The sequence below is a fragment of the Catellatospora methionotrophica genome (assembly GCF_011297335.1).
GTDB lineage: Bacteria > Actinomycetota > Actinomycetes > Mycobacteriales > Micromonosporaceae > Catellatospora > Catellatospora methionotrophica.
Genome location: NZ_JAAOTJ010000007.1, coordinates 166,570 through 192,196, shown reverse-complemented (window position 1 = coordinate 192,196; position 25,627 = coordinate 166,570). Strand labels below are relative to the sequence as shown.

Genomic DNA, 25,627 nt, shown 5'->3' with positions numbered 1-25,627 from the left:
GGCTCCTCCGTTACCGAGCCCGCTGGTGCGGGCGAACCATGTCGGGCTTAGAAACCGAGCTTGAGGTACGTGCTCGCGTTCTCTTTCGTGATCGTCTCAGAAGCCAGGATGACCTCCTTGGGCACCTGCAGCTCGACCAGGTCCGACATGCCACGGCCCTGGGCGATCAGGCGGGCCAGCGAGATCGCCGACGACGCCATGGACGGGCTGTAGGTGACCGTCGCCTTGAGCACGGTCTTGTCGGCGGCGATGTCCTCGATCGCCTTCTTCGAGCCGGCGCCGCCGACCATGAAGAACTCGGAACGGTTGGCCGCCGTGATCGCGGCCAGCACGCCGATGCCCTGGTCGTCGTCGTGGTTCCACAGCGCGTCCATCTTCGGCAGCGCCTGCAGGAGGTTCTGGGCCTCCTTCTGGCCGCTGTCGGCGGTGAAGCGCGCGGCGCGACGGTTGGCCACGGTGAAGCCGTAGGTGGCCAGCGCGGCCTTGAAGCCCGCGCTGCGCTCCTGGGTCAGCTCCAGCTCGTCCATGCCGGCGATCTCGCCGATGATCGGGCTGGCCACGTTCTTGGCCTTGAGCGTCTTGCCGATGTAGTGGCCGGCGGCCACGCCCATGCCGTAGTTGTCGCCCTTGATCTGCAGGCGGTAGGCCAGCGCGTCGGGGAAGGCACGGTCCAGGTTCACGACCGGGATGCCCGCCTCCATCGCCTTGAGGCCGAACGCGTTGAGCTCCTTGCCGTCGTGCGGCAGCAGCACGATCACGTCGGGCTTCTCGGCGATCAGGGTGTCCAGCGCGGCACGCTGGGCGGCGGCGTCCTTGCCCGCCTCGACCTGCTTGAACGTGACGTCCTTGTACGCCCCGGCCTGCGCCTTGGCGTTGTTGGTGATCGCCGCGATCCAGCCGTGGTCGGCGGCCGGGGCGGAGAAGCCGATCGTGACCGCCTTGCCGGCGGCGGTGTTCGGGTTTTCGGTGTCGGCGCCCTTGGTCTGCGTCGGGGTCGGCGTCTGCTCGTTGCTGGTGCAGGCGGTAAGCAGGGCGCCGGCGGCGATCGCCGTGCCGCCGAAGAGGAGCCGGCGGCGGGACGTGTCCGGAATCGGGTTGGTCATCACGACCTCCTGGTCGTCGCGAGGGTGCATTCGGCCTGGCGGCCGTCGCGTTCGACGGTCACCCCAGGTGGAGCGGGCTGTGCGGTGATGGAACCTGTGCGGTTGCGGGCCGGGCGGGCTGCCCGGCGCCGCGGGCGGTCAGGTCTGCGGTTTCGCCCGAGTGAGACCGTGCCTTCGGGCGAACTGCGTGATGGACGAGAACCGCACCTGCTGGAGAAGGACCGCGACCACGATGATCGCGCCCTTGACCATGTTCTGGACCTCGGTGGGCAGGTTGGCGATGGCGAACAGGTTGGTGATCGCGGAGAACACGATCACGCCGAACAGCGAGCCGACGATGGTGCCGCGGCCGCCGGAGAGCAGCGTGCCGCCGATGATCGCCGCGGCGATCGCGTCGAGTTCGTAGAGTTCGGCCGCGGCCGCCTGGGACGAGGTGGCGAGCGAGGTGAGCATGATGGCGGCGATGCCGCAGCACAGACCCGACAGGGCGTACAGCAGCATGGTGTGGCCGCGGACGTTGATGCCGGCCAGCCGGGCCGCCTCGGGGTTGCCGCCGATGGCGACGGTGCGCCGGCCGAAGGTGGTGCGGTTGAGCAGCACCCAGCCGAGCCCGGCGACCACCAGCAGGATGATGACCAGCATCGGGATGCCCAGCGGGCGGGTGGTGGCGAGGCTGTTGATGAACGTGTCGGTGGAGATCTGGGTCTGCTTGCCGGAGATCTGCGCGGCCAGACCGCGCGCCGCGACCAGCATGGCCAGGGTGGCGATGAAGGGCACCAGCTTGCCGTACGCGACGAGCGCGCCGTTGACCAGGCCCGCGCCGATGCCGACCGCGACCGCGGTGAAGATCATGCCGACCGGGCCGAAGCTCTGCGTGGCGAGCGTGGTGGCCCACACCCCCGACAGCGCGATCAGCGCCCCGACGGACAGGTCGATGCCGCCACCGATGATCACGAAGGTCATGCCGACGGTGATGACGCCGATCGCGGCCGCCTGGGTCAGGATGACCATGATGTTGTTGACGACCCAGTCGGCGTCGCTGTAGAGATCCGGCCGGATGAACGCGCCGATCGCGAACAGCGCCAGCAGCACCCCGACCAGGCCGAGGTTGCGGCGCGTCGACTCCTGCGCCTCGTCCTTCCACCAGCTCGTCTTCTGGGCGGCCGGGGCCGGGTGAGGCGCGTGGCCCACCGCCCCGTTATCCACCTTCTGTTCACTGGACACGCTCACGCGGCCACCTCTTCAGTCGTCGCGGCGGTCAGCGATCCCGCCATCACCAGATCGAGTACGTCCTCTTCGCTGAGGTCGGTCGCGGGCGCGGTGCGCACCACCCGTCCCTCGCGCATGACCAGCACCCGGTCGGACAGCCCGAGCACCTCCGGCACCTCACTGGAGACCAGCAGCACCCCGACGCCGTTCGCGGCGAGGTCGCGGATCACCTGGTAGAGCTCCGCCCGTGCGCCCACGTCCACGCCCCGGGTCGGCTCGTCGAGCAGCAGCAGCCGGGTGCGGCCCAGCAGCCACCGGCCGACGACCACCTTCTGCTGGTTGCCGCCCGACAGGGTGCGCACGGCCCGGCGCACGTCGCGGGGCCGCAGCTCCAGCGTGTCCGCGACGCGGCTCGCCTCCGCCTGCTCCTTGCCCGCGTCGGTGAACCCGGCCGTGGCGTACGAGCTGAAGTTGGTCAGCGTCATGTTGCGGTAGATCGGCTGGCCCAGCAGCAGCGCCTGGCTCTTGCGCTCCTCCGGGGCCATGCCCAGGCCCGCCCGCACCGCGGCGGCGACATTGCCGGGCGGAAGGGCGCGGCCGTCCATGACCACCGTGCCGGCCTCGGCCTGGCGTGCGCCGAACACCGTCTCCAGCACCTCCGACCGGCCCGAGCCGACCAGGCCCGCGATGCCGACGATCTCGCCCGCGTGCACGTCCAGGTCGATGCCGGTGAACTCGCCGGACCGGCCCAGCCCGCGCACCTCCAGCAGCTTCTCGCCGGGCGCGGTGTCCGGGCGCGGGGGGAAGACGTACTCGATGGAGCGGCCGGTCATCCGGCTGACCAGGTCACGGGTCGGGGTGGTGCGGGCCGGCAGGTTGACCGCCGAGGTGCGGCCGTCCTTGAGCACGGTGACCCGGTCACCGATCTCGCGGATCTCCTCCAGCCGGTGCGAGATGTACACCACGGCGATGCCCTGCGCGGTGAGCTCCCGGATGATCCGGAACAGGTTGCCGACCTCGTCGTGCGCCAGCACCGCGCTGGGCTCGTCCATGATGATCAGCTTGGCCGAGTGCGACAGCGCCCGCGCCATGCTGACGATCTGCTTGCCCGCGGCGGGCAGCGACCTGACCAGCCGGTGCGCCGGGATCTCGCCGTGGCCGAGGCGGCCCAACAGCTCCCGGGCCTGGCGCGCGGCCTGCCCCTTGTGCACGAAGCCGAGGCTGCGCGGCTCGTGGCCGAGGTAGATGTTCTCCGCCACCGACAGCTCGTCGACGAGGTCGAGCTCCTGGTAGATGGTGGCGATGCCGGCCTTCATCGCGGCCTGCGGGCCGCTGAACGAGACCTGCTCGCCCAGCCACTGCACGTCGCCGGAGTCCGGGCGGTGCACGCCGGCCAGCACCTTGATCAGCGTCGACTTGCCGGCGCCGTTCTGCCCCAGCAGGCAGTGCACCTCACCCGCGCGCACCTCCAGCTCGACACCGTCGAGGGCGCGTACGCCAGGGAAGGTCTTGACCACACCGGACAGTTTCAGGACGACGTCGCCGCCCCGCTCCGCCTGCTCGCTCATGCTCGACTCCACGCTCATCTCAGGCTCAGGCCTGCTCGAAGGCGATCTCGCTGGCCAGCACCGCGGCACCGGCCACACCGGCGCGGGGACCCAGCTCGGACAGCACCAGCGGCAGGTTGCCGGTGGCCAGCGGCAGCGAGCGCCGATACACCACACTGCGGATCTCGGCGAGCATGATGTGGCCCAGCTGGGCCAGCCCGCCGCCGATGACGATCATCGAAGGGTTCACGAAGCTGACCAGACCGGCCAGCACGGTGCCGATGCGGCGGCCGCCGTCGCGGATCAGCTGCACGCAGGCCACGTCGCCCTCGACCGCGGCGACGGCGACGTCCAGCGCGGTGACCACACCGTTGGTCGCCAGCCGGTCGGCCAGCGCGGGCGAGGTGCCCGAGCGGGCCGCGGCGGTGGCCTCGCGGGCCAGCGCGGCGCCGCTGAACACGGCCTCCAGGCAGCCGACGTTGCCGCAGGTGCAGACCGGCCCGTGGCTGTCGACCTGGATGTGGCCGATGTCGCCCGCGCAGCCGTCCGTGCCCCGGTAGACCTCGCCGCCGAGGAAGACGCCGCAGCCGATGCCGGTGCCGATCTTCACGAAGAGGAAGTTGTCGACGGAGTGCGCCACGCCCGCGTTGCGCTCGCCCACCGCCATGATGTTCACGTCGTTGTCCACCACCGCCGGGCAGCCATGTTCCCGCGTGAGCAGCTCGCGCACCGGGAAGCGGTCCCAGCCGGGCATTATCGGCGGGGAGACGGGCACGCCGTCGCGGAAGCTGACCGGGCCGGGCACGCCGATGCCGATGCCGTCGAGGTGCGCGAACGCGCCCTCCACCTTGGCCTTGGCGAGCAGCTCGTTGACCCGCTGCAGGGTGACCTTCGGCCCGCTGCGGATGTCGGCCGGCTCGCTGTAGTGCGCCACCGGCTCCAGCCGCCCGTTGGTGACCTCCACGTCGATGGACGTCGCGCCGAGGTCGACGCCGGCGAAGCGCATGCTCGGGTTCAGCTCCACCAGCGTCGAGCGGCGACCGCCGCGCGACTCCGCCGGACCCGCCTCGGCGACGTGACCGCCGGCGACCAGCCGGTCGAGCTCGCCGAGCAGCCGGGGACGCGGGATGTCGAGCCGGTCGGCGAGTTCCGCGCGTGACAGCGCACCCTCGTCTCGCAGCAGCCGCAGCACTCTGACGTGCAGCGGATCCCAGAGCGTCCGCGCAAGGCTCATCCGCTCGTTCCTCCGACCTGATAGGACTCCACCGATGTGGTGTGTCGCACAGGTTACGAGCTTTCGACAATCGTGTCCATAGCTTCTCGCAGAATCCGCGAAACTTTTGTTTGATCTAGCAGAAGTTAGCCATTACCCTCCAGAACACCCCCTCCTCTACCGCGCAAGTCTTAAAAAGTCGCGGTCTCATAACGGTCTCGACACGGCCACTGCGTCAGAGTTGCGCCCGGCACGCGCCGCGTGGCCGCCTGTCGGCGGATCGCCGCAGGTCAGGTGGGGTCTGATCACGACGGCGGGAGCGGCGGGCCGGTGTACCCGTGCGAGATCGTCCGGGGCCGCCACTGCGGGCCGGATCGTCGGCACCGGGTGCCGGAGGGGCGCTGGACGACACTGAACGGCGGCTCAGCCGCCGCCGAAACGGACCGCACGAGCCCGCCCGGGAACGGCTCGCCACCCGCGCCGAGCCCGCTCGTTCACACGGGTGAACACCCCCGATTCATGCCGGGCGCGACCGAAAGTCGGCCCCTCCCCGACGAAACCCTCCGCCACAGCACCAAGGTCGTCGGATCTGCCCGGAATCCGCGCGTATCGTGGGCGCGCGGTCGCCACGGCTCGGCCAAGGCAAACGATCGTGGACCGGCACGCCGGGGCGGGTGCGGCCGGAGAACGGATACGTCAGGAACGCGGTGGACGCTGTTCCTGCCAGCGCTGCATCGCGCCGCCGACCCGCTCCTCCACGAAGCGGAAGAAGTCGCGCATGTCGACCATGCGCTCGCCGGCCAGCGTCGCCGCGCCGCCCGCGGCTTCGATCACCACGTCGGCCTCGTCGGAGAACTGCCCGTAGAAGCCGCGTTTGGCCGTGGTCACGCCGTACCAGGGCTGGTCGGGGAGGCGGTAGCGGTCGCGGCGCGAGCCGGGGGCGGGCTCGCGTACGACGAAGCCCATCTGCATCAGGTAGCGGACCGCGCCGGAGATCGCGGCCGCGCTGACTCCCAGCCGCTCCGCGAGGTCACCGGCAGTGAGCGAGGTGTCCTCGGCGCTCATCATGGTCATCAGCACCCGCGACGGCATCCGGGGAAATCCCATGTCAGCGAGCATCATCGCCATGTGCTCCACCGACCGGCGCACACCGTCCTCATCACGCGGCGTCACCGCGTCAACCTTGTCGCTCATCGGCCCTGATCATAACAAGCTTACGAGCCTTCACAACCTTCTGAACAGCCCGCACACCCGTCCCCCACTTTAAAATAGACGTTGGCCTATCTAGATGAGTTTTTGTAGATCGGACTCATCCAGATAGGCCAGCGTCTATTGAAAGACGGAGCAGGGGACGGTGCCCGCCACGGCCGCGGGCACCCGGGAGTCAGGAACCCGCACCCTTGGCGGTGCCGGTCAGCGCGCCGACGATCCAGCCCACGAACAGCCCGTACGCCGAGCCGCTGGCCGCGGCCTGGAGCGCGCCGACGAAGGTCGGGTCACTGATGATGAAGGCGGTGATGAAGGCCGCCAGCGCCGATCCGAAGATCAACGCCGACCAGCCGAGCAGGAAGCCGCCGGCGCCACCGGTGACCGCCTTGCTGACCACGCCGAGGATGAGGGCCACGAAGAGGATCAGCAGCAGCGCGCGCAGGTCGTCGGCGAGCAGCCGGCGCATCGCGCCGCTGGATCCGTCGACGGGACCGAAGGCCCAGCGGGGCCAGGTCAGCACGCGCAGGAACCAGCCCCACGCACTGTCGGAGCTGGTGTGCCTGGACACCCACTCCACGAAGGGCTGATTACCGAACAGAAGGACGAGCGCCACGGTTGCGATGATCCCGGCACCTGTCACCGTACGAGTCCGCGCCATGACGAAATGATAGTTTGCCAAGCGCGCATATGTCGATGGGTCATACCGCCGGTAACACCTGCCCGTCCAGCCCGTCGGCCGGTCCGGCGGCGGCCGTCCCACCTAGACTGACGCCCATGCGCACCGCCCACGTACGCTGCGGCGACGACCTCCGGGAAACCCTCGTGGCGGCCGGTTTCCCCGGTGACTTCGTGCCGTTCACGGACCCGGTGAGCCAGGGTCCGGTCCCCCGCACGGCTGACCCGGCCGAGTTCGACGCCGTACGCGCCGACTGGCTCGCGTCGGCGTACGACCTCGACCGCGCGCCCGTGTTCGAGCGCCTGTCGCGCGAGCGCGCCGGGCTGGACGCTCTCGACGCGTACGACCGGGTGGTGCTGTGGTTCGAGCACGACTGGTTCGACCAGGCGATCCTGATCCGGCTGCTGACCGTGCTCGCCCGCCGCCCGGCCCTGCACGAACGGTTGCGCCTGCTGTCCATCGGCGCGTTCCCGGGAGAGGACCCGTTCATCGGATTCGGGCAGCTGTCGGCATCGCAGCTCGCGACGCTGGCCGGGCGGGAGCGGCCGGTCGCCCCGGACCAGTTCGCCACGGCGGAGCGGGCGTGGGCCGCACTGTCCGCGCCCGACCCGGTCGCGCTGGCCGGGATCGACGGCGACGCGCTGCCCTACCTGCGCCGGGCGGTGGCCCGGCACCTGGCCGAGCTGCCGTGGACGACCGACGGGCTGTCCCTGTCGGAGCGGCTGTGCCTGCGTGCGGTCAGTGCCGGGCCGCTGCCGTTCCCGGCCGTGTTCCAGGCCCACCAGGACGGCGATCCGCTGCCGTACCTCGGTGACGTCATGCTGCTGCCGGTGCTGCGGCGGCTGCACGAGGCCGAGCGCCCGGCGCTGGCGTCGCGCGGCGGGCAGTACCAGCTCACCGCGTACGGCCAGCGGATCCTGCACGGTGACGCGACCTGGCAGACGTTCCCCCGGTGGGTCGGCGGCGTGCTGCTGCCCGGCTGGCGCTGGGACCCGGCCGCGTCCCGGCCCGTTCCGGACTGAACCGTCACGCCGCCAGCGGCGCGGCGGCGAAGGAGACCTTGAAGCGGGCGCACCAGATGGTGACGCTGCGCAGGGTGGCCGGGTCGACGCCGCTGGGCACGGCGTAGACCTGGGTGCCGTGGGTGCCCTTGAGGCGGCCCAGTTCCACGTGCTTGCCGTCGTCGAAGACGTGCCAGCCGGCGCGGCCGGGCAGCACGGGCTGGTCGGTGAGCCATACCCGCAGGTCGGGTCCGTCCGAGGTGGCCAGGTCGCGCAGGATGACCTGGTATCGGCCGTCGGGCAGCCGTACCAGCTGCGCGGTGCCGGAGCTGTCGTGCTCGTGGGTGACCAGCCTGCCCTCGGCGACCAGCACCGCGACGGCCGAAGGTGACGCGCTGCCCGCGACCGGCGACGGGGTCGGCACCGGCGACGCGGGCGCGGACACCACCGCCGGGGCGGCGTCGTTGACGGTCTTCGAGGTCAACAGCTTCCAGGGCTGGAACCAGTACAGGCCGAACACCAGGCCCACCACCAGCACCGTGGCCACCGCCCAGAAGGCGGGCTTGCGGGACAACCTCGTCATGCCCCGACGCTAAGGCCCGCGCCGCCCGCGCGGGACCCCACGTTCGCGGATCGTAAGGAGGCGATCACGCCGCCGCCCGGCTACGCGGATGATCACGACGTACGCTCGCGATATGGCCACCAGCGTGCTCGTCGTCGACGACGACCCGACCGTCAGCGACGTCGTACGCCGCTACCTGGAGCACGCCGGGCACCGGGTGGTGCTGGCCGCCGACGGGCAGGCGGCGCTGGACGCGTACGCCCGGGAACGGCCCGATCTGATCATCCTGGACCTGATGCTGCCCGGCATCGACGGGCTGGAGGTCGCCCGGCGGCTGCGCGCCGAACGCGGCCCCGGCGTGCCGATCATCATGCTGACCGCGCTCGGCGAGGAGGTCGACCGCATCGTGGGCCTGCAGGTCGGCGCGGACGACTACGTGACCAAGCCGTTCTCGCCACGGGAACTGGTGCTGCGCGCCCAGTCCGTGCTGCGCCGCAGCGCGCCGCAGCAGGTCCCCGCCGCCGTGCTGGCCGACGGCGACCTCGTCGTCGACCCGGTGCGCCGCACCGCCCAGCTCGGCGGCCGCGAGCTCGCGCTGACCGTACGCGAATTCGACCTGCTCGCCTTCCTGATGACGCACCCGAACGAGGCCCTGCGCCGCGCGCAACTGCTGGAGTCGGTGTGGGGCTGGACCTTCGGCGACCAGTCCACCGTCACCGTCCACGTGCGACGGCTGCGCGAGAAGATCGAACCCGACCCCGCCATGCCGCAGCGCATCCACACCGTGTGGGGCGTCGGCTACCGGTACGAGCCGGTGCGGGCGGCCGACGGTGCGTGACGTGCTGCTGATCCTGCTCGCCGCGCTGCTCGGGGCCGCCGCCGTCTGGCTGCCCGCCGCCCTGCTGCTGCGCCTGCTGCACCGCCGCTCGATCACCCTGAACGTGTGCGTGCTGCTGGTCGCCACGGTGCTGGCGATGCTCGCCGGGGTGCTGGCCGTCGCCGAGGGCATGTTCATCTCCGCCCACGACCTGCACGTGCTGCTCGTCGTCGTACCACTGTCGGGCCTGGTCAGCCTGCTGATCGGCGGCTGGGTGGCGTGGCGGCTGGCCCGCACGGCGATGTGGGCGGCCGACGCCCGCGAACGCGAGCGGCAGGTCGAGGCGAGCCGCCGCGACCTGGTCGCCTGGGTGTCGCACGACCTGCGCACTCCGCTGGCCGGTATGCGGGCCATGGCCGAAGCACTGGAGGACGGCGTGGTCAGCGACCCGGCCACGGTGGCCGAGTACCACCGCCGCATCCGCACCGGCACCGACCGGATGGCCTCGCTGGTCGACGACCTGTTCGAGCTGTCCCGGATCAACGCCGGGGCGCTGCAGCTGTCGCCGGTCGACGTGCCGCTGGGCGAGGTCGTCTCCGACGCCGTCGCCGCGACCGCCCCGGTCGCCGCCGCGCGGGGCATCAGCGTGGTCGCCGACGGCGACTGGCCGGTGGTGCGGGCCGGTGAGCGCGAGCTGTCCCGGATCGTGGCGAACCTGCTGCTCAACGCCGTGCGCTACACCCCCGCCGACGGCACCGTCACGGTCACCGGCGGACGCGACGCCGACGGCGGCTGGCTCGCCGTCACCGACACCTGCGGCGGCATCGCCGAAACCGACCTGCCACACGTCTTCGACGTCGCGTTCCGGGGCGCGAAAGCGCGTACCCCGGAGGCCGACGGCGGCGGGGGCGGCCTGGGCCTGGCCATCGTGGCCGGACTGGTCGAGGCGCACGGCGGCCGGGTCGGCGTGGCCAACACCGCCGCCGGGTGCCGCTTCGAAGTCCACCTGCCGAGCGCGACCGCCTGACGGCCACCCGGGCGGCCCACAGACAGGCCGACTGCCGCCGATCAGCCCGCACTAAGCTGCGTGCCATGCCTTCGGTTCCCCCTGACGCGGTCCTCATCGGCTCCTACACGGCGACGGCCGGCACCGGGCGGGCGATCACCGCCTGGCGACAGGACCCGCGCACCGGGCGGCTGGAACCGGCGCACGCCCCGGTCGAGGCGGTCGACCCGTCCTGGCTCGCCTGGCACCCCGAGGGCACCCACCTCTACGCGGCCTCCGAATCCGCCGCACAGGTCCTGTCGTACGCGGTGACCGGTGACGGCCTCAAGCTGCTCGGTGCACAGCCCACCGGCGGCGCGGACCCCTGCCACCTGGCCGTCGACCCGCAGGGCCGGTTCGTGGTGGCGGCCAACTACAGCGGCGGCTCGGTGAGCGTGTTCGCGATCGGCGCCGACGGGGCGCTGCTGCCGTACCACGACCTGGTGGCGCACGAGGGCACCGGCCCGGACCCGGAGCGCCAGGAGTCGCCGCACGCGCACATGGCACTGCTCGCCCCGGACGGGCTGCTCTACGTCACCGACCTGGGCACCGACGAGGTACGCGGCTACGCCGCCGGGCCCGAGGGCCTGCGGCACGTGTCGACGTCCCCGCTGATCGCCGGGATGGGCCCGCGTCACCTGGCCGTCCACCCGTCCGGCGCGGTGTTCGCCGCCGGTGAGCTGGACTCCACCGTGGTGGTCTGCGCGGTCGCCGACGGTGTGCTGCGGCCGGTGTCAGCCGTGGCGGCGACCGTCGGCGAGCCCGCCGAGCGCAACTACCCGAGCCACCTGGAGTGCTCGCCCGACGGCCGCTTCCTGTACGTGGCCAACCGGGGCGCGGACTGCCTGACCGTGTTCGCGGTCGAGGAGGCGGGGGCGGAAGTCACGTTGTGGCCGGTCGCGGATGTGCCGACCGGTGGACGGTGGCCGCGGCACTTCGCGCTCGTCGGCGAGTTCGTCTACGTGGCCAACCAGGACGGCGACTCGGTGACCGTGTTCCGCCGCGACCCGGCCACCGGCCTGCCCGAGCCCACCGGCGAGGCGGTCCAGGTGCCGAACCCGTCCTGCGTACTGGCCGCCCCGCCCCGCACCTGACCGATCACCCGCCCCGCCCCACCACGGCGCGTCCCGCCCGACGCAGCGCGTCCCGCCCCGCACCGGCTCGGCTTGCCATAGACGCTGGCCTATTACATCGAGAATGATCTACGAATAATCGATGTGATAGGCCAGCGTCTATGGAAAACGGGGTGCGGGAGAGCGCCCTCGGGCCGCGTCGGCGGGTGGAGGGTCCTCCTGTCGGCTCGGGGAACGGCGAATATCCCCAAATAACGCCAAACCCTCCCGTGACCGGCCGATACTGGCCACATAGCAGTCATGATCACGGGAGGCGTACACATGGTCGGGGCGATCCTCTGGGGCATCATCGGCGGCGCGATCGTCGGTTACCTGGGCCGGCTGCTGCTGCCGGGCAGGCAGAACATCTCCGCGCTGACGACGGTGATCGCGGGCATCCTGGCCGCGACGCTGGGCGGCATCATCGCCACCTGGCTCGGCGTCGGCGAGACCCGGGGCATCGACTGGATCAGGCACATCATCCAGCTGGCACTGGCCGTGTTCTTCGTATGGCTGGCCGCGCGGATGTCGGCCAAACGCCACCAGCAGACGGCGGTCCAGCCCCGACGCGCCCCGTGATCTCCTGAGAGCCGGGCGCACGTCCGCTGTGCGCCCGGGTAACGCAGGATTATTCAGTACACACTGGACATGCATGTTTACTGACCGTGGCGCCCGGCAATCGAGGCGCCATGGTACTTGCCGCATCGCGATACCGCACCACTACCGGTGCGGGCGTTCTCGCCGCACTCATCCTCGTGCTGGTGTTCGGCAGCCCCGTCTACGTCGACTGGGCGAACGACAACGCCAACACCAACACTGCCGGTGGCTGGTTCCTCAAGCTGCTGACGTGGCCTGCCTGGAGCTTCGACGCCGACAGCTCGGTGCAGGACGTGCTCGCGGCCGACCTCAAGGCGATCCTGCTGATCGTCCTGACGGCCGTCTTCCTGGCCCTGACGACCAATGCTCAGCTCGGACGCGCCCGCGGCAGCTTCAGCCAGCTGCTGGCCGGCTGGTCCGGGTACATCTTCGCGGGTGCGGTCGCGGGTCTGCTGACCGCGTTCATCCGCTCGGACGCCTCGCTGCTGGGCGCGTTCCAGGCGGCCGGTTCCGGCGCGATCTACGGCCTGTTCGTGGGCTGGATCGTCGGCATCGCCACGCTGGGCCACTACCGCGGCAACACCCCCTGACCGCGGTTCGCCGCACCCCTCCCGTACCTGGGGAACCCGCCCCCTCCGCTCCCCCGGAGGCCGCGGGTTCCCCACAACCGTCTCCGGGCCACTGCCCGCCGGGGTGACCGGCGGGTAACGTGCGGCGGGTGGAGATGACTTACGACACGACCATGCAGGGCGCGCTGGCCGAGCGCATGGGCATCAAGCTGCTGGAGGCGACGCCGGAGCGGCTGGTCGCGACGATGCCGGTGGACGGCAACACCCAGCCGTTCGGCCTGCTGCACGGCGGCGCGTCCTGCGTGCTGGCCGAGACCCTGGGCTCGATCGGGGCGACCCTGCACGGCTCGACGATCGGCCGCCCGTACGCCGTGGGCGTCGACATCAGCGCCACGCACCACCGCGCGGCCCGCTCCGGCCTGGTCACCGGCGTGGCGACCCCCCTGCACCGCGGCGGCAGCATCGCCACCTACGAGATCGTCATCACCGACGACGAGGACCAGCGCATCTGCACCGCCCGCCTCACCTGCCTCCTGCGCAAGTAGCCTCGCGGCGCCACTCCAAGATCGCCGTTTCGGGTCAGGAACTCGGGTCTGACCAGAGTTTCTGACCCGAAACGGCGACCATGCCTTCCACAGTTACCACGACGGACGCTGAAGGAGGCTGACGAACTCGACCAGCAGCCGCTCCCGCAGGCGGGGCGGCGCCGCCGCGAGCACCGCGTTGACGACGGCCATCCGGGGGGCCGCGCCGGGCTCGCCGCCGGTGAGGCCGAACATGTCGGCCAGGCCCGCGACCATGTCGGCGGTGAGCTGGTCCGGCGGCAGATGGGCGGCCATCGCCAGGAGTTCGGCGGGCAGCTCGACCGGGCCGTGGGCACGGGCGGCGGCGGCCGACTCGGCCAGCGCCGGGCCGAACTGGGGCACCTGCGGCAGCACGGACGCGGTCACGGTCAGGTGGATGCTGGCCGGGATGCCCTCGTACGGCAGCTGCGGCTGGGTGTGCCAGCCCCGCGCGGCCAGCTCGTCGGCGAGCACGAACAGGTCCAGCCCCGGGTCGTCCGAGGTCAGGCACACGACCGTGAAGTCGGCCGGGGCGAGCAGCCGCAGCCCGTCCACCTCGGACACCGCCTTGGCCAGCCCGGTCACCGCGTCGCGGGTCTGCCGGGCCAGTTCGAGGTAGCCCTCGTCGCCGACGTGACGCAGCGTCGCGAACGCCGCCGCGATCGGCCCGCCGGAGCGCGTCGACGAGATCACCGGGTTGACCATCGTGTAGCCCGGCCAGTCGGCGAAGGCGAAGTACTGCGGGCGGCGCAGCCCCGCGTCGCGGTGCAGCAGCACCGACACCCCCTTGGGGGTGTACGCGTACTTGTGCAGGTCCACCGACATGCTCGTCACACCCGGCAGGCTGAAGTCGAACGCGGGCACCGCGACCCCGACCCGGCGCAGGAACGGCAGCGCCCAGCCGCCGAAACACGCGTCCACGTGGCAGCGCACGCCCCGCTCGGCGGCGATCGCCGCGATCTGCTCGACCGGATCGACGACCCCCTGGGCGTACGACGGCGCGGAGCACGCGACCAGCACCGTGTCGGCGGTGATCGCGGCGGCGACCGCGGCCGGGTCCGGCGTGAACGTCTCCGGGTCCACGGGCACCAGGTCCAGCGCCACACCGAGGTAGTGCGCGGCCTTGGCGAACGCCGCGTGCGCGGTCGACGGGGCGACCAGGCGCGGCGAAGTGATCTCCGGGTGCGCGTCGCGGGCCGTCTTCACGGCCAGGATCAGCGACTCGGTGCCACCGCTGGTGACCGAGCCGACCACGTCCGGCGCGTCCGTGCCGGGGCCCGCGCCGAGCACCCGCGCCGCGGCGGCGACCAGCGCGTTCTCGGTCGCCAGCAGGGACGGGAACGCCGTCGGGTCCAGCCCGTTCACGTGCGCGGACAGCGCGTACGCCGACATCGCCAGCTCGTCGAGTCCTGCCTTGGCCGGGTCGTACACGTAGGCGAACAGCCGCCCGCCGTGGGTGGGCAGGTCGGCGTCGCGCATGCCGCGCAGCTCGGCGAGCACCTGGTCAGCGGGGACGCCCTGAGGCGGGAGTGCGTCGATCATCGGGTCACACTATCTTTGGCGGCTCTACCTGTCTCCACCTGCACCGATGCCAGGCGCTCCGGGGTCAGGTCGTAGCGGCGCAGCAGCAGCGTCACCGGGCCGACCAGCAGCGCGGGCACGAGGCTGAAGCCGAGCAGCACGCCGAGCTTCGCCCCGTCGGACTGCGCCACCGCGCCCCCGGCCGAGGACGTGTAACCGGACAGCTGCAGCACCAGCGCGTACAGGCCGGGACCGAGCGCGAGCCCGAACGTCTCCCCCGCCGTCCACAGACCCGTGAACACGCCCGCCTGGCGGCGGCCGGTGCGGGCGGCGTCGTACGCCACGCAGTCGGGCAGCATCGCCATCGCGAACACCTGCTGGCCCGCGTAACCGACCCCGATCAGACCCGTGACGACGTACGCCACCACCGGCGGCACGGAGCCCGCCACGACCAGCGCCAGCGCGCCGCCCGACAGCAGCACCGAGGCCAGCACCAGCGCCTTCGTCTTGCCGACCCGCGCGCCGACCCGGCTCCACAGCGGCATCACCAGCAGCGCCGGGCCGACGAAGCAGGCGAACAGCAGCGTGGGCCCGTCCTCGGGGCGCTCCAGCACATGGTCGGCCACGTACTTGACCCCGGCCAGCATCGTCGCTACGCCGATCGACTGCACCACGAACACGGTCAGCAGCACCGTGAACGGCCTGTTCCGGCGTACGACGGCGAGCTGTGCACGCAGCGTCGGCTCGCTCTCGGTGACCCGGCCGACCGGCGCGCGCCGGGTGCCGAAGAACGAGCCGAGCGCACCGACCACGATCAGCGCGGCGACGAACACACCCATCCAGCGGTGCCCGGGCACGCCTCCGCCCCCGGCCTGCACCACGATCGGAGCGACCGCGCCCGACACCAGGATCGCGACCGCGAGCACGGCCACCCGCCAGGTCATCAGCCTGGTGCGCTCGCTGTAGTCGTCGGTCATCTCGGCGGGCATCGCCACATACGGCACCTGGAAGAACGCGTACGCCGTCGCCGTGGCCAGGAACGCCACCGCGACGTAGATCGCCGCCCCCGACCCGTTGCCGAACGGACCGGCGAACATCGCCGCGAACAGCACCGCCACGGCGAGGCCGCCGAACAGCAGGTACGGCCGCCGCGCGCCCCAGCGGGACACGGTGCGGTCGGAGATCCGGCCCGCGACCGGGTTGATCAGCACGTCCCAGGCCTTCGGCACGAGCACCAGCAGCCCGGCCAGGCCGGCGGCGACCCCGAGGTTGTCGGTCAGGTACGGCAGCAGCAGCAGGCCGGGAACGGTACCGAAGGCCCCGGTGGCCAGCGAGCCCAGCGCGTATCCGGCGCGTACGCCACCGGTCAGCGGCTGGTCCTGGTCAGGGGCGGTGACCTCGGAGGATGTGGGGGGCGACACGGTCATGGCTGCGGATGCTACGCGGCGTGTGGCGCAGCGCACAGAGGGAGGTGAGGGAATTTCACACAGTTCTTGATGCTTCAACAATCGAGTAGCAACGTGCGCGTCAACTGATACCGGGCACGTTCCGACGACGAGACTGGTGAACCATGACCGAGCAGCTGGGTGTACGCACGAGGGTGACCGTTCCGCTGCGCTTCCCCGACGGATACGCCACCACCGCCGAGGTCTTCACCTTCACCGGCCTGTCCGACGGCCTGGAGCACCTCGCGCTCGGCCTCGGCGACTTCCAGAACGCGTCCACGCCGCTGGTCCGGGCCCACTCCGAGTGCATGACCGGCGACGTGTTCGGCTCCGCCCGCTGCGACTGCGGCCCGCAACTGCGCGAGGCAGCCCAGCGCATCACCGAGCACGGCGGCTACCTGCTCTACCTGCGCCAGGAGGGCCGGGGCATCGGCCTGTACGCCAAGCTCGACGCGTACGCCCTGCAGGACGCGGGCCTGGACACCTACGCCGCGAACCGGGCCCTCGGCTTCGCCGACGACGAACGCGACTACACCGCCGCAGCACAGATGCTGTCCGCCCTCGGCGTCGGCCGCATCGACCTGCTCACCAACAACCCCGACAAGCCCAGCCAGCTCCGCGACCACGGCATCGAGGTGACCGACGTGGTCCCCACCGCCGTCCACGCCAAGCCGGACAACCTCCGCTACCTGCGCGCCAAGGTCACCCACACCGGCCACACCATCGCCCTTCCCACAGCCGCCTGACCACGCCTCGGGCGCGCCCTTGCCCGTGAGCGCACGGCGCGGGTACCCGGCGCTGGTACAACTCGCGGGTACGCGGCCTCGCCGCGATGATCGCTATTTCGTGCCAACAACTGCGGTCTCACCCGACCTTCTGACCCGAAACAGCGATCATGCGCTGGTCGATCGCCAGGAAGGGCACCTTCCACATCGGATGACGATGTGAAGGTGCCCTTCCTTCGCCCGGGGCGCTCGGGCGCTCGGGAGCTTGGCTTATTCGGCGCGGAGGTTGTCGAGGTCGAACGAGCCGGGGCTGAGCCAGAGGTAGACGGCGTGGACTTCGTTGAGGGAGGACGGGTCGCAGGACAGGCCCGTGTTCAGGTCGACTTCGACCGTCGCGACGGTGTCCTGGTTGAACCAGTTGAAGGGGCCCTGGCACCAGGTCCAGGACGGGCCGGTCTGCAGGACGATGCTGGTCGAGGTGCCCGCAGCGGCCGTACGCAGGTCGAACGTGACGGAGGACTTGCCGGACAGGTCGACGGGCGCGGGGAAGCTGACGCCGAACCAGCCGCCGTCGGCGGCGTCGGCGTGCAGCCCGGCGGTGCCGTCGGTGTGGAAGTCCGACTGCGGGCTGAGGGTGCCCGCGTTGGTCTGCCAGTTGCCGGGAGCCCAGCCGTCGACGCCGTTCTCCCAGGAGGCCAGGCTGATGGCGGCGGTCGGGTCGGGCAGCACGGTCACGGTCACCGTGGCCACGTTGGAAAGTCTGGCCGCCGTGTCGCGGATCGTGTAGTTCACCGACGCCTTGCCGGTGAAGCCCGCGTTCGGGGTGAACGTGAGCTGACCCGAGGTGGCGAGGGTGAACGTGCCGCCGGGCACGGTCGCGGTGGTCTGGCGGCCGTCCGCCGCCGGGTCCAGGTCGAGCTTGTCGGCCCGGACGTGCGTCTGGTAGGCGATGTCGTTGGCCGCCGGGCTGAGCACGGCCGTGGTCCCGAACGGCACCACCGCGGTGTCGTGGTCGGCGACCGGCGGGAAGGTGCGCCTGCCGCTGCTGATGATCGTCCCGGCGTTGGTGATGTTCTGGCACACCGGCGTCGGGCAGGCCACGGTGAAGCCGTCGTAGTCCGGATACATGGTGCCGTCGTCCTGGACGCCGTTGAGCATCCAGTAGAGGAAGCCGTCGCCGCCGTCGCTCGCGGCGGCTTCGGTCCACTGCTGGTAGACGGGGTTGCGGGTGGCCTTGTCCCGCCAGCCGAACTCGCCGAGCATCGACGGCTTCGTCGCCCGCGTGGCGTCACGGTTATGGCGTCGGATCCAGTCGGCGCCCCACCGGGCGCTCTTGTCGCCCCAGCCGTCCGGGTACAGGTGGAACGAGACCACGTCCACCGCGGGCAGCCTGCCGAGGGCGACCGAGTCGACGCCCTCGCCGCAGTTGGTGGTCCAGTCCGCCGAGGCCGGGTCGTCGCAGTAGAAGCCCTCGTCGCCGACGCCGACCAGGTGCCTGCGGTCGACGCTCTTGACGTGGCGGGTCATCTCGTCGGCCCAGGCGGTGAGCGTGGCCGGGGTGCACGACGCGGACGGCGGATACAGGCCGGAACCCTTGCAGCGCGGCTCGTTGCCCAGCTCCCACAGCATCACCGCCGGGTCGTCCTTGTACGCCAGCCCGGTCAGCGGGTTCACCCGGTTCAGCAGGTGGCTGATCCAGTCCTTGTACCAGCCCCTGATGACCGGGTCGGTGTAGAAGTCGTCGTGGTTGTCGGCTCCGGCCCAGCGGACGTACTGGTCCATGCCGCCGAAGTCGGACCAGTTGTTGGTGAACGGGATGACGAGCTTGATCCCGGTCTGCCCGGCCTTCCACAGCACGTAGTCCAGCCGCTGCAGCCCGTCCGGCCCGTCGTTGTACGCGGGCCGCGTGCCGTCCCAGTACTGCAGGTAGACGCCGTTCTTCTTGCCCGACACCGAACCGGAGTCGTCCTGGTTCCCGATGTCGAGCCAGCCCCAGCTACGCAGCACGGACAGGCCCGCACCCTTGGCGCGGGCGAACACGTCGTCGACCATCAGCTGCGACGAGTAGATCAGGTAGTAGTTGTTCGTCCCGGCGAACCGGAACGGCTTGCCGTTCAGTTTCAGGTCACTGCCCTGCCGGGTCACGAATCCCGCGTCGGGGTGGCCACCGGCCGCGGCGGCGGTGCCGCTGCCGGTGCCGAGCAGCAGGATCAGCGCCCCGGCGGCGACCGCCAGGATCCGTCTGTTCATGAGCGTGCTCCTTGGGGAGGGGTGGGGTGTCAAACGCTCCGTGGGGTGATGTCGTTGACGCAGCGCAGGACCGGCTGGGCGGCCAGCGCTGCGGTGTTGAGGGCCGCGGTGGTGTGGACGGTGAAGGTGGCGGACTCGCCGGGCAGCAGCGTGACCAGGGCCTGGTCGACGGTGGCGGCCGGGTCGAGGCGGTCGGGGAACAGGGACAGGTCGCGCAGGATCGTTGCGGCGGTGACGGTGACGTCGTAGCCGGTGGCGGTGCGCTCGACGTGCGTCTCGTACCGCGCGGCCGGGTAGTCGATCTCGCGGTCCTCGGCGTGGAACCACCAGGCCCGTTGCTCCCCCGCGACGGCGCGGAGCAGCTCGGAGCGGGGTTCGGAGGGCAGCGCGACGCCGTCCGGGATCGGCGTCACGACCACCGAGCGGGGCGCGACGTCGAACGGGATCGTGATCGCGGCCAGGGCCTTGCCGCTGAGATCGTGACTGGTCACGGACGCCTCGGCCCGCCACGGCCGGTCGGTGTCGTTGGACGCGACCAGGGCCAGGCCGCCGTCGCGCGGCTGGATGGTGAGCAGCCGGTCGGCGTACGCGGCGCGCAGCGCGTGCCACAGCGGTTTGCGCCGCCCGTCGCCGTCGATCGCCGCCCAGGAGGTCACCGGCCAGCAGTCGTTGAGCTGCCAGACGATCGCGCCCATGCAGACGGGCTGGTGGGAGCGGAAGTGCTCGACGGCCAGCTGGATCGCGCGGGCCTGGTTGACCTGCGTGAGGTAGTGCCAGTCGTCGAAGCCCTGCGGCTCGGGCAGGTGCGCGTCCAGCCCCCGCCGCAGCTTGAGGTCGCCGTCGGCCGCCTTCTGGTGGTCGCGCATCCCGGGTGAGTCGCTGGCCAGCGGTTCGTCGCTCAGGGCGCGGCGCAGCGTGGCGTACACCGGAGGGGCCTGGAAGCCGAACTCGGCGCAGAACCGGGGGATGTAGTCCCGGTAGTGCGTGTAGTCGACCTGGTTCCACACGTCCCAGATGTGCATGGTGCCGTGCGCCGGGTCGTTCGGGTGGATGTCCGGGGTGCCCGACCAGGGGCTGCCCGGCCAGTACGGGCGGGTCGGGTCCAGCTCGGCCACGATCGACGGCAGCAGCCCGTGGTAGAAACCCGCACCCCAGCTGCGCCCGGCGAGCTGCTCCGGCCAACCCCAGTCCGCGTACCCCCAGATGTTCTCGTTGTTGCCGGTCCAGGTCACCAGGCTCGGGTGGGACGCCAGGCGCACCACGTGCTCGCGGGCCTCGGCCGCCACCTCGGCCGCGAACGGCTCCTCCTCCGGGTACGCCGCGCAGGCGAACAGGAAGTCCTGCCCGACCATCAGGCCCAGCTCGTCGGCGAGCTCGTAGAAGTCCTCCGACTCGTAGCGGCCGCCGCCCCATACCCGCAGGTAGTTGATGTTGGCGGCGCAGGCCTGGCGGAAGCGCTCGGCCAGGCGCTCGCGGGTGATCCGGGTGACGAAGGCGTCGTCGGGGATCCAGTTGACCCCCTTCACGAACACCGGCTTGTCGTTGACGATCACCGTGTACGGCGTGCCGTGCTCGTCGGGGGTCGTGTCGACGCGCACCGTGCGGAAGCCGACGCGCCGTTCCCAGCGGTCCAGCTCGCGCCCGCCCTCGGTGGCCAGCACCACCCGCAGCCGGTAGAGCGGCTGCTCACCATGGCCGCGCGGCCACCAGCGCGCCACGTCCGGCACGCTCAGCCGCAGCGTCGCACCGATGCTGCCGGCGCCGATCGAGGCGACCCCGACCACGCCGCCGACCTCGACGGTGACGTGCAGCGATTCCGTGGACGCCCGCTCGACGTCGACGTGCACGTCGACCACCCCGGTCGTGCCGTCCACGGTGACCTGCGGGCGCACCTGGGCCAGCCGCGCCGTCGACCAGCTGTGCAGCGCGGTCGGCTGCCAGATGCCCGCGGTGACCACGGTCGGGCCCCAGTCCCAGCCGAAGTTGCAGGCCATCTTGCGGATCAGGTTGTACGGCTCGTCGTAGGCCCCCGGCCGCGAGCCGACCTGCCGCGCCATCGCCGCCGTGTACTCGTACGCCGAGTCGAAGTCGATGCGCAGGTCGTTGCGGCCCGGGGTGAGCGCCGAGCGCAGGTCGAAGCGGTAGCCGCGGTGCATGTTCGCGGTGCGCCCGACCTCGGTGCCGTTGAGCGAGATGGTGGCGACCGTGTCCAGGCCCGCGCACACGAGGTCGATCCGGTCGTCGACCGGGCCGGACCACTGAAAGCTGGTCTCGTACGTCCAGCGGGTGCGCCCGATCCAGCTCAGCTCGTTCTCGTTCGCGTCCAGGAACGGATCGGGAATGAGGCCGGCCGCCAGCAGATCGGTGTGCACACACCCGGGCACGGCCGCCGGCACCCGGCTGACCGGCACCGGCGTGTCACGCGCCGACACCTGCCAGCCGTGGTGGAGCTGGACCATGCTCCGGGACCGAGACGCCATCATCACGATTTGACCGCACCCTCCATGATGCCGCGGACGATCTGCCTGCCCCCGACGAACAACAAGATGATCAGTGGCACGGTGGCCACGAACGCGCCGGCTAGCACCCGCCGGTACAGCACATAATTACCGCTGGCCAGGTCGAACAGCGCGACCATCGAGGTCGGGTAGTCCGTGCCGCCCAGCGTGATCAGCGGCCACTGGAAGTCGTTCCAGCTGCCGACGAAGGTGAGCAGGCCGAGCACGGCCAGCGCGGGCCGGACCGCGGGCAGCACGATGCTCCAGTAGATGCGCATCGTGGTGGCCCCGTCGACGCGCCCCGACTCGATCAGCTCGTCGGGCACCGCGCCGAGGATGAACTGCCTCATGTAGAACACGCCGAACGCGCTGACCAGGCCGGGCACGATGACCGCGAGCAGGCTGCCGTTCCAGCCGCCCTCGCCGGGCATGTAGCCCATCAGGATGTACAGCGCCACGATGCCGAGCTGGTTGGGCACGGTGAGGGTGAGGATGACCATCACCATCAGGATCCTGCTGCCCCGGAAGCGCAGCTTGGCGAACGCGTACCCGGCAACCGAGCAGAAGAACAGCACCGAGACGGTGATCACCGTGGACACGATGACGCTGTTCACCAGGGACTCGGCGAAGTACACGTCCTGCAGCGAGAAGACCTCGTCGAGGTTCTTCATGAACTCGCCGCCGGGCAGGAACTTCGGCGGGATCTCGGCCAGCGCCGCGTCGGTGCTCGTCGCGATGACGAACATCCAGTAGATCGGGTAGATCGACAGTAGGAAGGTCAGCCCGAGCAGGAGGTAGGTCCACTTGCCGGCCGGGGTGTCCTGCGGGGCGCGGCCGCTCATCGACGGCTTGATCCGGTTGCGGCGGGCCGCCGGAGCGGGCTCGTGCGCGATGCGGTCCTCGGTGGTCGTGCTCACCGCTTTCCTCCTCCGAGCCGGTTGGTCACCAGGGTGTTGACGACGGCGACGATCACGATGATCAGGAACAGGGCCCAGGACATCGCGGCGGCGTAGCCGAGGTTGAGGTTCTTCCAGCCGACCTTGTAGATGAGCTGGGCGATGGTCTGCCATTCGCCGTTGGAGCCGCCGCTGGCCGAGGCCGGGTTCGAGTCCAGCAGCATCGGCTCGGTGAACAGCTGCAGGCCGCCGATGGTGGACAGCACCACGGTGAAGATCACGACGGGCAGGATCATCGGCACGGTGATCCGCCACAGCTGCTTCCACGAGCTCGCGCCGTCCAGCGCGGACGCCTCGTAGATGTCGCGCGGGATGGTCTGCATCGCCGACAGGTAGAGCAGCGCGTTGTAGCCGATCCACTTCCAGTTGACCATCGTGGCGATGGCGACCCAGGACTGGAGCTTGCCCGCGCGCCAGTCGATCGGGCTGTCCATGCCGAACAGGGACAGCACCCAGTTGGCCACGCCGGTGTCGCGCCCGAACACCACCAGGAAGACCAGCGTGGAGGCGGTCAGCGGGGTGATGTACGGCAGCAGCATGCTGACCCGGAACCAGGTCTGCCCGCGCAGCCTGCGGTTGAGCAGGAACGCCACGCACAGGGCGAGGAACAGCTGCGGCACCGTGGACAGTACGAAGATGCCGAAGGTGTTGTAGAGCGCGTTCCAGAAGTCCTCGTCGGTCAGCAGGCGCTCGAAGTTGGCCAGGCCCGCCCAGCCGTCCTGGGCCGGGTCGTCCAGCCGCCAGGTGCGCAGGGCCACCACGCCGTTGAAGATCAGCGGGAACAACCCGAAGATCGTGAAGAGGATGAAGAACGGTGCGATCAGGACGTAAGGCATCTGCTTCACGTCGAATCGGTGCAGCCGGTGCGACAGCCCGCGCACGATTACCTCCGTTTACCGAGGATGGTCGATATGATGCGGAACGTGGCGAGCGCCATGGCGGGCCACGCCCCGTCGCGGCGGGCGAAGGGGTGGACGCCGTAGGGAGACGCCCACCCCTTCTGATCCCCACGCATCGGGACTAGGTCAGGCCTTGGACGCCTTGTCGGCTTCCTTCAGCGCCTGGGCCCAGGCGTCGGCGGGCTTGGTGGTCCCGGCCTGGACGGAGTTGATGACGTTCTCGACCGCGACCCGGGTCGGGCCGTTCTTCTTGCCCAGGTACTGGGGGGTGAGGCCCTCGGCCGTCTTGCTGAAGATCTGGCCGACCGGCGCGTCGCTGAAGAACGGGTTCTTGAAGTCGAGGATGGCGGGATCCTTGTAGAGGGCGGGCTGCGAGGGCAGGTTGCCGACCTTCTTGAAGATCTCGATCTGCTGCTCGGGCTGGATCAGCCACTCCAGCAGCTTGTACGCCTCAGCAGTGTGCTTGCCCTGCTTGGGCACCGTCAGGAACGAGCCGCCCCAGTTGCCGCCGCCGCCCGGGATCGCCGCGACGTCCCACTTGCCGGCGGTGTCCGGCGCGGTGTTCTTGATGTGGCCCTGCATCCACGCCGGGCAGGCCAGCACGGCGAAGTCGCCCTTGACGAAGCCCGCGTTCCACTCCGGCGAGAAGGCCGGCAGGTTCGCCGACAGGCCCGCGCCGATCGCCTTGACCGTCAGGTCGAACGCGGCCTTCGGGCCGCCGTCCATCTTCAGCGTCTCGGACTCGTCGTAGAAGCCGACCGGCTGCTGGCCCAGGATCGGGTTGAACAGGTTGGTGCCGTTGTCGACGAACTTCTTCTTCGACTTGGCCGTGTAGTCCTGGCCGGTCTTGATGAAGTCGTCCCAGGTCGCCCACAGCTTGGAGACCTCGTCGCGCGCGGTGGGCAGGCCCGCCGCCTTGAACAGGTCCGTGCGGTAGCACATGGCCAGGCCGCCGACGTCGGTGCCGAGGCCGATCTGCGTCTTGCCGTCGGCCGACAGCGACTGCTTCCACTTCCAGCCCAGGTACTTGTCCTGGTACTTGCTCGCGCCCTGGTCCAGCAGGTTCACGAACTTGTCGGCCTGGCTGCGGAAGCTGACGATGAAGCCCTCGTCGATCGCGGCGATGTCAGGGGCGCCGGAGCCCGCGATGAGCTTCTTCTGCAGGTCCTCGTGCTGGGCGTTGTACTCGCCCGAGTTGAGGACGATCTTGACGTTCGGGTTGGCGGCCTCGTACTTGGCCTTGAGCTCGTCGAGGCCGAAGTCGCCCCAGAAGGCGATCTTCAGCTCGACCGGGCTGCCGGGCTTCGACGGCTCGTCGCTGCCGCCGCCCTTGCAACCGGCGAGCGTGAGCGCGCCGACCGCGATGAGTGCGGTCGCCACCACCCAGCCGGACCTGTGCAGTCGCATGTACGTCCTCCGAAACAACTTGGAGCGCTTCCAGCGATAGCGAAGCGTCTACTGAACCGGATAAGTGCCCACACGGTATGGGCGCGCTCCCAACGTGTCAATAGGGCGTCATCCTCGTGACGATCCTGTGACGTGGACCATGAAAACCGCTTAAGCAACTTCGTTCACGGTCGATGGATACACTGGTTCGTGAGGAAAAATACGCGGTGAACGCGCTCTCCGTACGGCATGATCAGCGGGCGCGAGACGACGCCGGAAGGGGGTGCGCAGCGGCATGGCCGAGGACCTGAAAATCAATGATCAGCTCGTGGTACCGGACAGTGAGCTGCGCGAACGCTTCTCCCGCAGCTCCGGTCCGGGTGGGCAGGGCGTGAACACGACCGACAGCCGGGTCGAGCTGTCCTTCGACGTGGAGCGCTCCCACAGCCTGTCCGACGAACACCGGCAGCGCCTCCTCGAACGGCTCGCCCACCGGCTCACCGGCGGCGTGCTGACGGTGGCCGCCAGCGAGCACCGCGCCCAACTGTCCAACCGCGAAGCAGCCCGCGACCGCCTCGCCGCCCTACTGCGCGAAGCCCTGGCCCCGCCGCCCCCGCCCCGCCGCCCCACCAAGATGAGCAAGGGCGCCAAACAGCGCCGCCTCCAGTCCAAGAAGCACCGCTCCGCCATCAAACAACTCCGCCGCGGCGCCCACGACTGAGAC

23 protein-coding genes are annotated in these 25,627 nt (G+C 70.7%); 9 read left to right on the top strand and 14 right to left on the bottom strand.

Annotation, left to right across the window (positions count from 1 at the left end; genetic code table 11):
• Positions 1-47: 47 nt before the first annotated feature.
• The 6 genes from HAV40_RS18730 to HAV40_RS18705 all read right to left on the bottom strand — a co-directional run bounded on the left by HAV40_RS18730 (position 48) and on the right by HAV40_RS18705 (position 6,894).
• On the bottom strand, positions 48-1,103 hold the full coding sequence (locus HAV40_RS18730) for a substrate-binding domain-containing protein (protein WP_166382968.1): 1,056 nt from the start codon (positions 1,101-1,103) through the stop codon (positions 48-50).
• Positions 1,104-1,241: 138 nt separating this feature from the next.
• Positions 1,242-2,327: an ABC transporter permease gene (locus tag HAV40_RS18725; protein ID WP_409364945.1), complete on the bottom strand. Its 1,086-nt coding sequence runs from the start codon at positions 2,325-2,327 to the stop codon at positions 1,242-1,244.
• Between the two features lie 2 nt (positions 2,328-2,329).
• Complete coding sequence (locus tag HAV40_RS18720) at positions 2,330-3,880, bottom strand: sugar ABC transporter ATP-binding protein (protein WP_166382964.1); 1,551 nt, start codon at positions 3,878-3,880, stop codon at positions 2,330-2,332.
• A 25-nt stretch (positions 3,881-3,905) separates the two neighbouring features.
• Complete coding sequence (locus HAV40_RS18715) at positions 3,906-5,093, bottom strand: ROK family transcriptional regulator (RefSeq protein WP_166382962.1); 1,188 nt, start codon at positions 5,091-5,093, stop codon at positions 3,906-3,908.
• A 675-nt stretch (positions 5,094-5,768) separates the two neighbouring features.
• Positions 5,769-6,266 (bottom strand): GbsR/MarR family transcriptional regulator, encoded by a 498-nt coding sequence (locus tag HAV40_RS18710; protein ID WP_166382960.1) that lies wholly within the window; start codon positions 6,264-6,266, stop codon positions 5,769-5,771.
• Positions 6,267-6,456: 190 nt separating this feature from the next.
• Positions 6,457-6,894 carry a hypothetical protein gene (locus tag HAV40_RS18705; protein ID WP_166382959.1) on the bottom strand — a complete coding sequence of 146 codons (438 nt, stop codon included), beginning with the start codon at positions 6,892-6,894 and terminating at the stop codon, positions 6,457-6,459.
• 161 nt (positions 6,895-7,055) lie between these two features.
• On the opposite strand from HAV40_RS18705, the gene HAV40_RS18700 reads away from it, so the two are divergent.
• On the top strand, positions 7,056-7,979 hold the full coding sequence (locus HAV40_RS18700) for a DUF1835 domain-containing protein (protein ID WP_166382957.1): 924 nt from the start codon (positions 7,056-7,058) through the stop codon (positions 7,977-7,979).
• 4 nt (positions 7,980-7,983) lie between these two features.
• Here HAV40_RS18700 and HAV40_RS18695 read toward each other — a convergent pair whose 3' ends face one another.
• Positions 7,984-8,541, bottom strand: coding sequence for a DM13 domain-containing protein (locus HAV40_RS18695; RefSeq protein ID WP_166382955.1), 558 nt, complete (start codon positions 8,539-8,541; stop codon positions 7,984-7,986).
• A gap of 112 nt (positions 8,542-8,653) precedes the next feature.
• Between HAV40_RS18695 and HAV40_RS18690 the strand changes: the two genes are divergently transcribed.
• From HAV40_RS18690 to HAV40_RS18665, 6 genes are all read left to right on the top strand, one after another.
• The gene (locus HAV40_RS18690) at positions 8,654-9,358 is read left to right on the top strand and encodes a response regulator transcription factor (RefSeq protein ID WP_166382953.1); all 705 of its coding nucleotides are present in this window, start codon (positions 8,654-8,656) and stop codon (positions 9,356-9,358) included.
• Complete coding sequence (locus HAV40_RS18685) at positions 9,351-10,364, top strand: sensor histidine kinase (RefSeq protein WP_166382951.1); 1,014 nt, start codon at positions 9,351-9,353, stop codon at positions 10,362-10,364. The genes HAV40_RS18690 and HAV40_RS18685 overlap by 8 nt, the downstream gene beginning before the upstream one ends.
• Before the next feature lie 65 nt (positions 10,365-10,429).
• Positions 10,430-11,476, top strand: coding sequence for a lactonase family protein (locus HAV40_RS18680; RefSeq protein WP_166382949.1), 1,047 nt, complete (start codon positions 10,430-10,432; stop codon positions 11,474-11,476).
• A 279-nt stretch (positions 11,477-11,755) separates the two neighbouring features.
• Complete coding sequence (locus tag HAV40_RS18675; protein ID WP_239085989.1) at positions 11,756-12,073, top strand: GlsB/YeaQ/YmgE family stress response membrane protein; 318 nt, start codon at positions 11,756-11,758, stop codon at positions 12,071-12,073.
• Between the two features lie 110 nt (positions 12,074-12,183).
• The gene (locus tag HAV40_RS18670; RefSeq protein WP_155369965.1) at positions 12,184-12,681 is read left to right on the top strand and encodes a hypothetical protein; all 498 of its coding nucleotides are present in this window, start codon (positions 12,184-12,186) and stop codon (positions 12,679-12,681) included.
• 134 nt (positions 12,682-12,815) lie between these two features.
• Complete coding sequence (locus tag HAV40_RS18665; RefSeq protein ID WP_239086019.1) at positions 12,816-13,205, top strand: PaaI family thioesterase; 390 nt, start codon at positions 12,816-12,818, stop codon at positions 13,203-13,205.
• 93 nt (positions 13,206-13,298) lie between these two features.
• On the opposite strand, the gene HAV40_RS18660 is transcribed toward HAV40_RS18665, so the two are convergent.
• Both HAV40_RS18660 and HAV40_RS18655 read right to left on the bottom strand, forming a co-directional pair.
• The gene (locus HAV40_RS18660; protein ID WP_166382947.1) at positions 13,299-14,765 is read right to left on the bottom strand and encodes a pyridoxal phosphate-dependent decarboxylase family protein; all 1,467 of its coding nucleotides are present in this window, start codon (positions 14,763-14,765) and stop codon (positions 13,299-13,301) included.
• Entirely contained in the window at positions 14,762-16,171 is a 1,410-nt protein-coding gene (locus HAV40_RS18655) for an MFS transporter (protein WP_166382945.1), read from the bottom strand. Before HAV40_RS18655 ends, HAV40_RS18660 begins: the two co-directional genes overlap by 4 nt.
• A gap of 143 nt (positions 16,172-16,314) precedes the next feature.
• Here HAV40_RS18655 and HAV40_RS18650 point away from each other — a divergent pair, with 143 nt between their 5' ends.
• A complete protein-coding gene (locus HAV40_RS18650; protein ID WP_166382943.1) occupies positions 16,315-16,935 on the top strand; it encodes a GTP cyclohydrolase II in 621 nt (206 codons plus the stop codon).
• Between the two features lie 249 nt (positions 16,936-17,184).
• Here HAV40_RS18650 and HAV40_RS18645 read toward each other — a convergent pair whose 3' ends face one another.
• The 5 genes from HAV40_RS18645 to HAV40_RS18625 form a co-directional block, all read right to left on the bottom strand.
• On the bottom strand, positions 17,185-19,164 hold the full coding sequence (locus HAV40_RS18645; RefSeq protein ID WP_166382941.1) for a cellulase family glycosylhydrolase: 1,980 nt from the start codon (positions 19,162-19,164) through the stop codon (positions 17,185-17,187).
• Between the two features lie 29 nt (positions 19,165-19,193).
• Positions 19,194-21,623 carry a glycoside hydrolase family 2 protein gene (locus tag HAV40_RS18640; protein ID WP_239085987.1) on the bottom strand — a complete coding sequence of 810 codons (2,430 nt, stop codon included), beginning with the start codon at positions 21,621-21,623 and terminating at the stop codon, positions 19,194-19,196.
• Between the two features lie 23 nt (positions 21,624-21,646).
• Positions 21,647-22,504, bottom strand: coding sequence for a carbohydrate ABC transporter permease (locus HAV40_RS18635; protein WP_166383186.1), 858 nt, complete (start codon positions 22,502-22,504; stop codon positions 21,647-21,649).
• 71 nt (positions 22,505-22,575) lie between these two features.
• Positions 22,576-23,454: a carbohydrate ABC transporter permease gene (locus tag HAV40_RS18630; protein ID WP_166383184.1), complete on the bottom strand. Its 879-nt coding sequence runs from the start codon at positions 23,452-23,454 to the stop codon at positions 22,576-22,578.
• Between the two features lie 189 nt (positions 23,455-23,643).
• Positions 23,644-24,924 (bottom strand): ABC transporter substrate-binding protein, encoded by a 1,281-nt coding sequence (locus tag HAV40_RS18625; protein WP_166382937.1) that lies wholly within the window; start codon positions 24,922-24,924, stop codon positions 23,644-23,646.
• Between the two features lie 274 nt (positions 24,925-25,198).
• Here HAV40_RS18625 and arfB point away from each other — a divergent pair, with 274 nt between their 5' ends.
• A complete protein-coding gene (gene arfB / locus HAV40_RS18620; protein ID WP_166382935.1) occupies positions 25,199-25,624 on the top strand; it encodes an alternative ribosome rescue aminoacyl-tRNA hydrolase ArfB in 426 nt (141 codons plus the stop codon).
• The last annotated feature ends 3 nt before the right edge of the window (positions 25,625-25,627 follow it).

Bases quoted from the DNA above. Each gene is read 5' to 3' on its own strand.
- HAV40_RS18660 (WP_166382947.1), bottom strand. From the start codon at position 14,765: ATGATCGACGCACTCCCGCCTCAGGGCGTCCCCGCTGACCAGGTGCTC.
- HAV40_RS18715 (WP_166382962.1), bottom strand. From the start codon at position 5,093: ATGAGCCTTGCGCGGACGCTCTGGGATCCGCTGCACGTCAGAGTGCTG.
- HAV40_RS18690 (WP_166382953.1), top strand. From the start codon at position 8,654: ATGGCCACCAGCGTGCTCGTCGTCGACGACGACCCGACCGTCAGCGAC.
- HAV40_RS18655 (WP_166382945.1), bottom strand. From the start codon at position 16,171: ATGACCGTGTCGCCCCCCACATCCTCCGAGGTCACCGCCCCTGACCAG.
- HAV40_RS18665 (WP_239086019.1), top strand. From the start codon at position 12,816: ATGACTTACGACACGACCATGCAGGGCGCGCTGGCCGAGCGCATGGGC.
- HAV40_RS18675 (WP_239085989.1), top strand. From the start codon at position 11,756: ATGATCACGGGAGGCGTACACATGGTCGGGGCGATCCTCTGGGGCATC.
- HAV40_RS18710 (WP_166382960.1), bottom strand. From the start codon at position 6,266: ATGAGCGACAAGGTTGACGCGGTGACGCCGCGTGATGAGGACGGTGTG.
- HAV40_RS18700 (WP_166382957.1), top strand. From the start codon at position 7,056: ATGCGCACCGCCCACGTACGCTGCGGCGACGACCTCCGGGAAACCCTC.
- HAV40_RS18645 (WP_166382941.1), bottom strand. From the start codon at position 19,164: ATGAACAGACGGATCCTGGCGGTCGCCGCCGGGGCGCTGATCCTGCTG.
- HAV40_RS18730 (WP_166382968.1), bottom strand. From the start codon at position 1,103: ATGACCAACCCGATTCCGGACACGTCCCGCCGCCGGCTCCTCTTCGGC.
- HAV40_RS18630 (WP_166383184.1), bottom strand. From the start codon at position 23,454: ATGCCTTACGTCCTGATCGCACCGTTCTTCATCCTCTTCACGATCTTC.
- HAV40_RS18640 (WP_239085987.1), bottom strand. From the start codon at position 21,623: ATGGTCCAGCTCCACCACGGCTGGCAGGTGTCGGCGCGTGACACGCCG.
- HAV40_RS18625 (WP_166382937.1), bottom strand. From the start codon at position 24,924: ATGCGACTGCACAGGTCCGGCTGGGTGGTGGCGACCGCACTCATCGCG.
- HAV40_RS18650 (WP_166382943.1), top strand. From the start codon at position 16,315: ATGACCGAGCAGCTGGGTGTACGCACGAGGGTGACCGTTCCGCTGCGC.
- HAV40_RS18720 (WP_166382964.1), bottom strand. From the start codon at position 3,880: ATGAGCGAGCAGGCGGAGCGGGGCGGCGACGTCGTCCTGAAACTGTCC.
- HAV40_RS18670 (WP_155369965.1), top strand. From the start codon at position 12,184: ATGGTACTTGCCGCATCGCGATACCGCACCACTACCGGTGCGGGCGTT.
- HAV40_RS18680 (WP_166382949.1), top strand. From the start codon at position 10,430: ATGCCTTCGGTTCCCCCTGACGCGGTCCTCATCGGCTCCTACACGGCG.
- HAV40_RS18695 (WP_166382955.1), bottom strand. From the start codon at position 8,541: ATGACGAGGTTGTCCCGCAAGCCCGCCTTCTGGGCGGTGGCCACGGTG.
- arfB (WP_166382935.1), top strand. From the start codon at position 25,199: ATGGCCGAGGACCTGAAAATCAATGATCAGCTCGTGGTACCGGACAGT.
- HAV40_RS18635 (WP_166383186.1), bottom strand. From the start codon at position 22,504: ATGAGCGGCCGCGCCCCGCAGGACACCCCGGCCGGCAAGTGGACCTAC.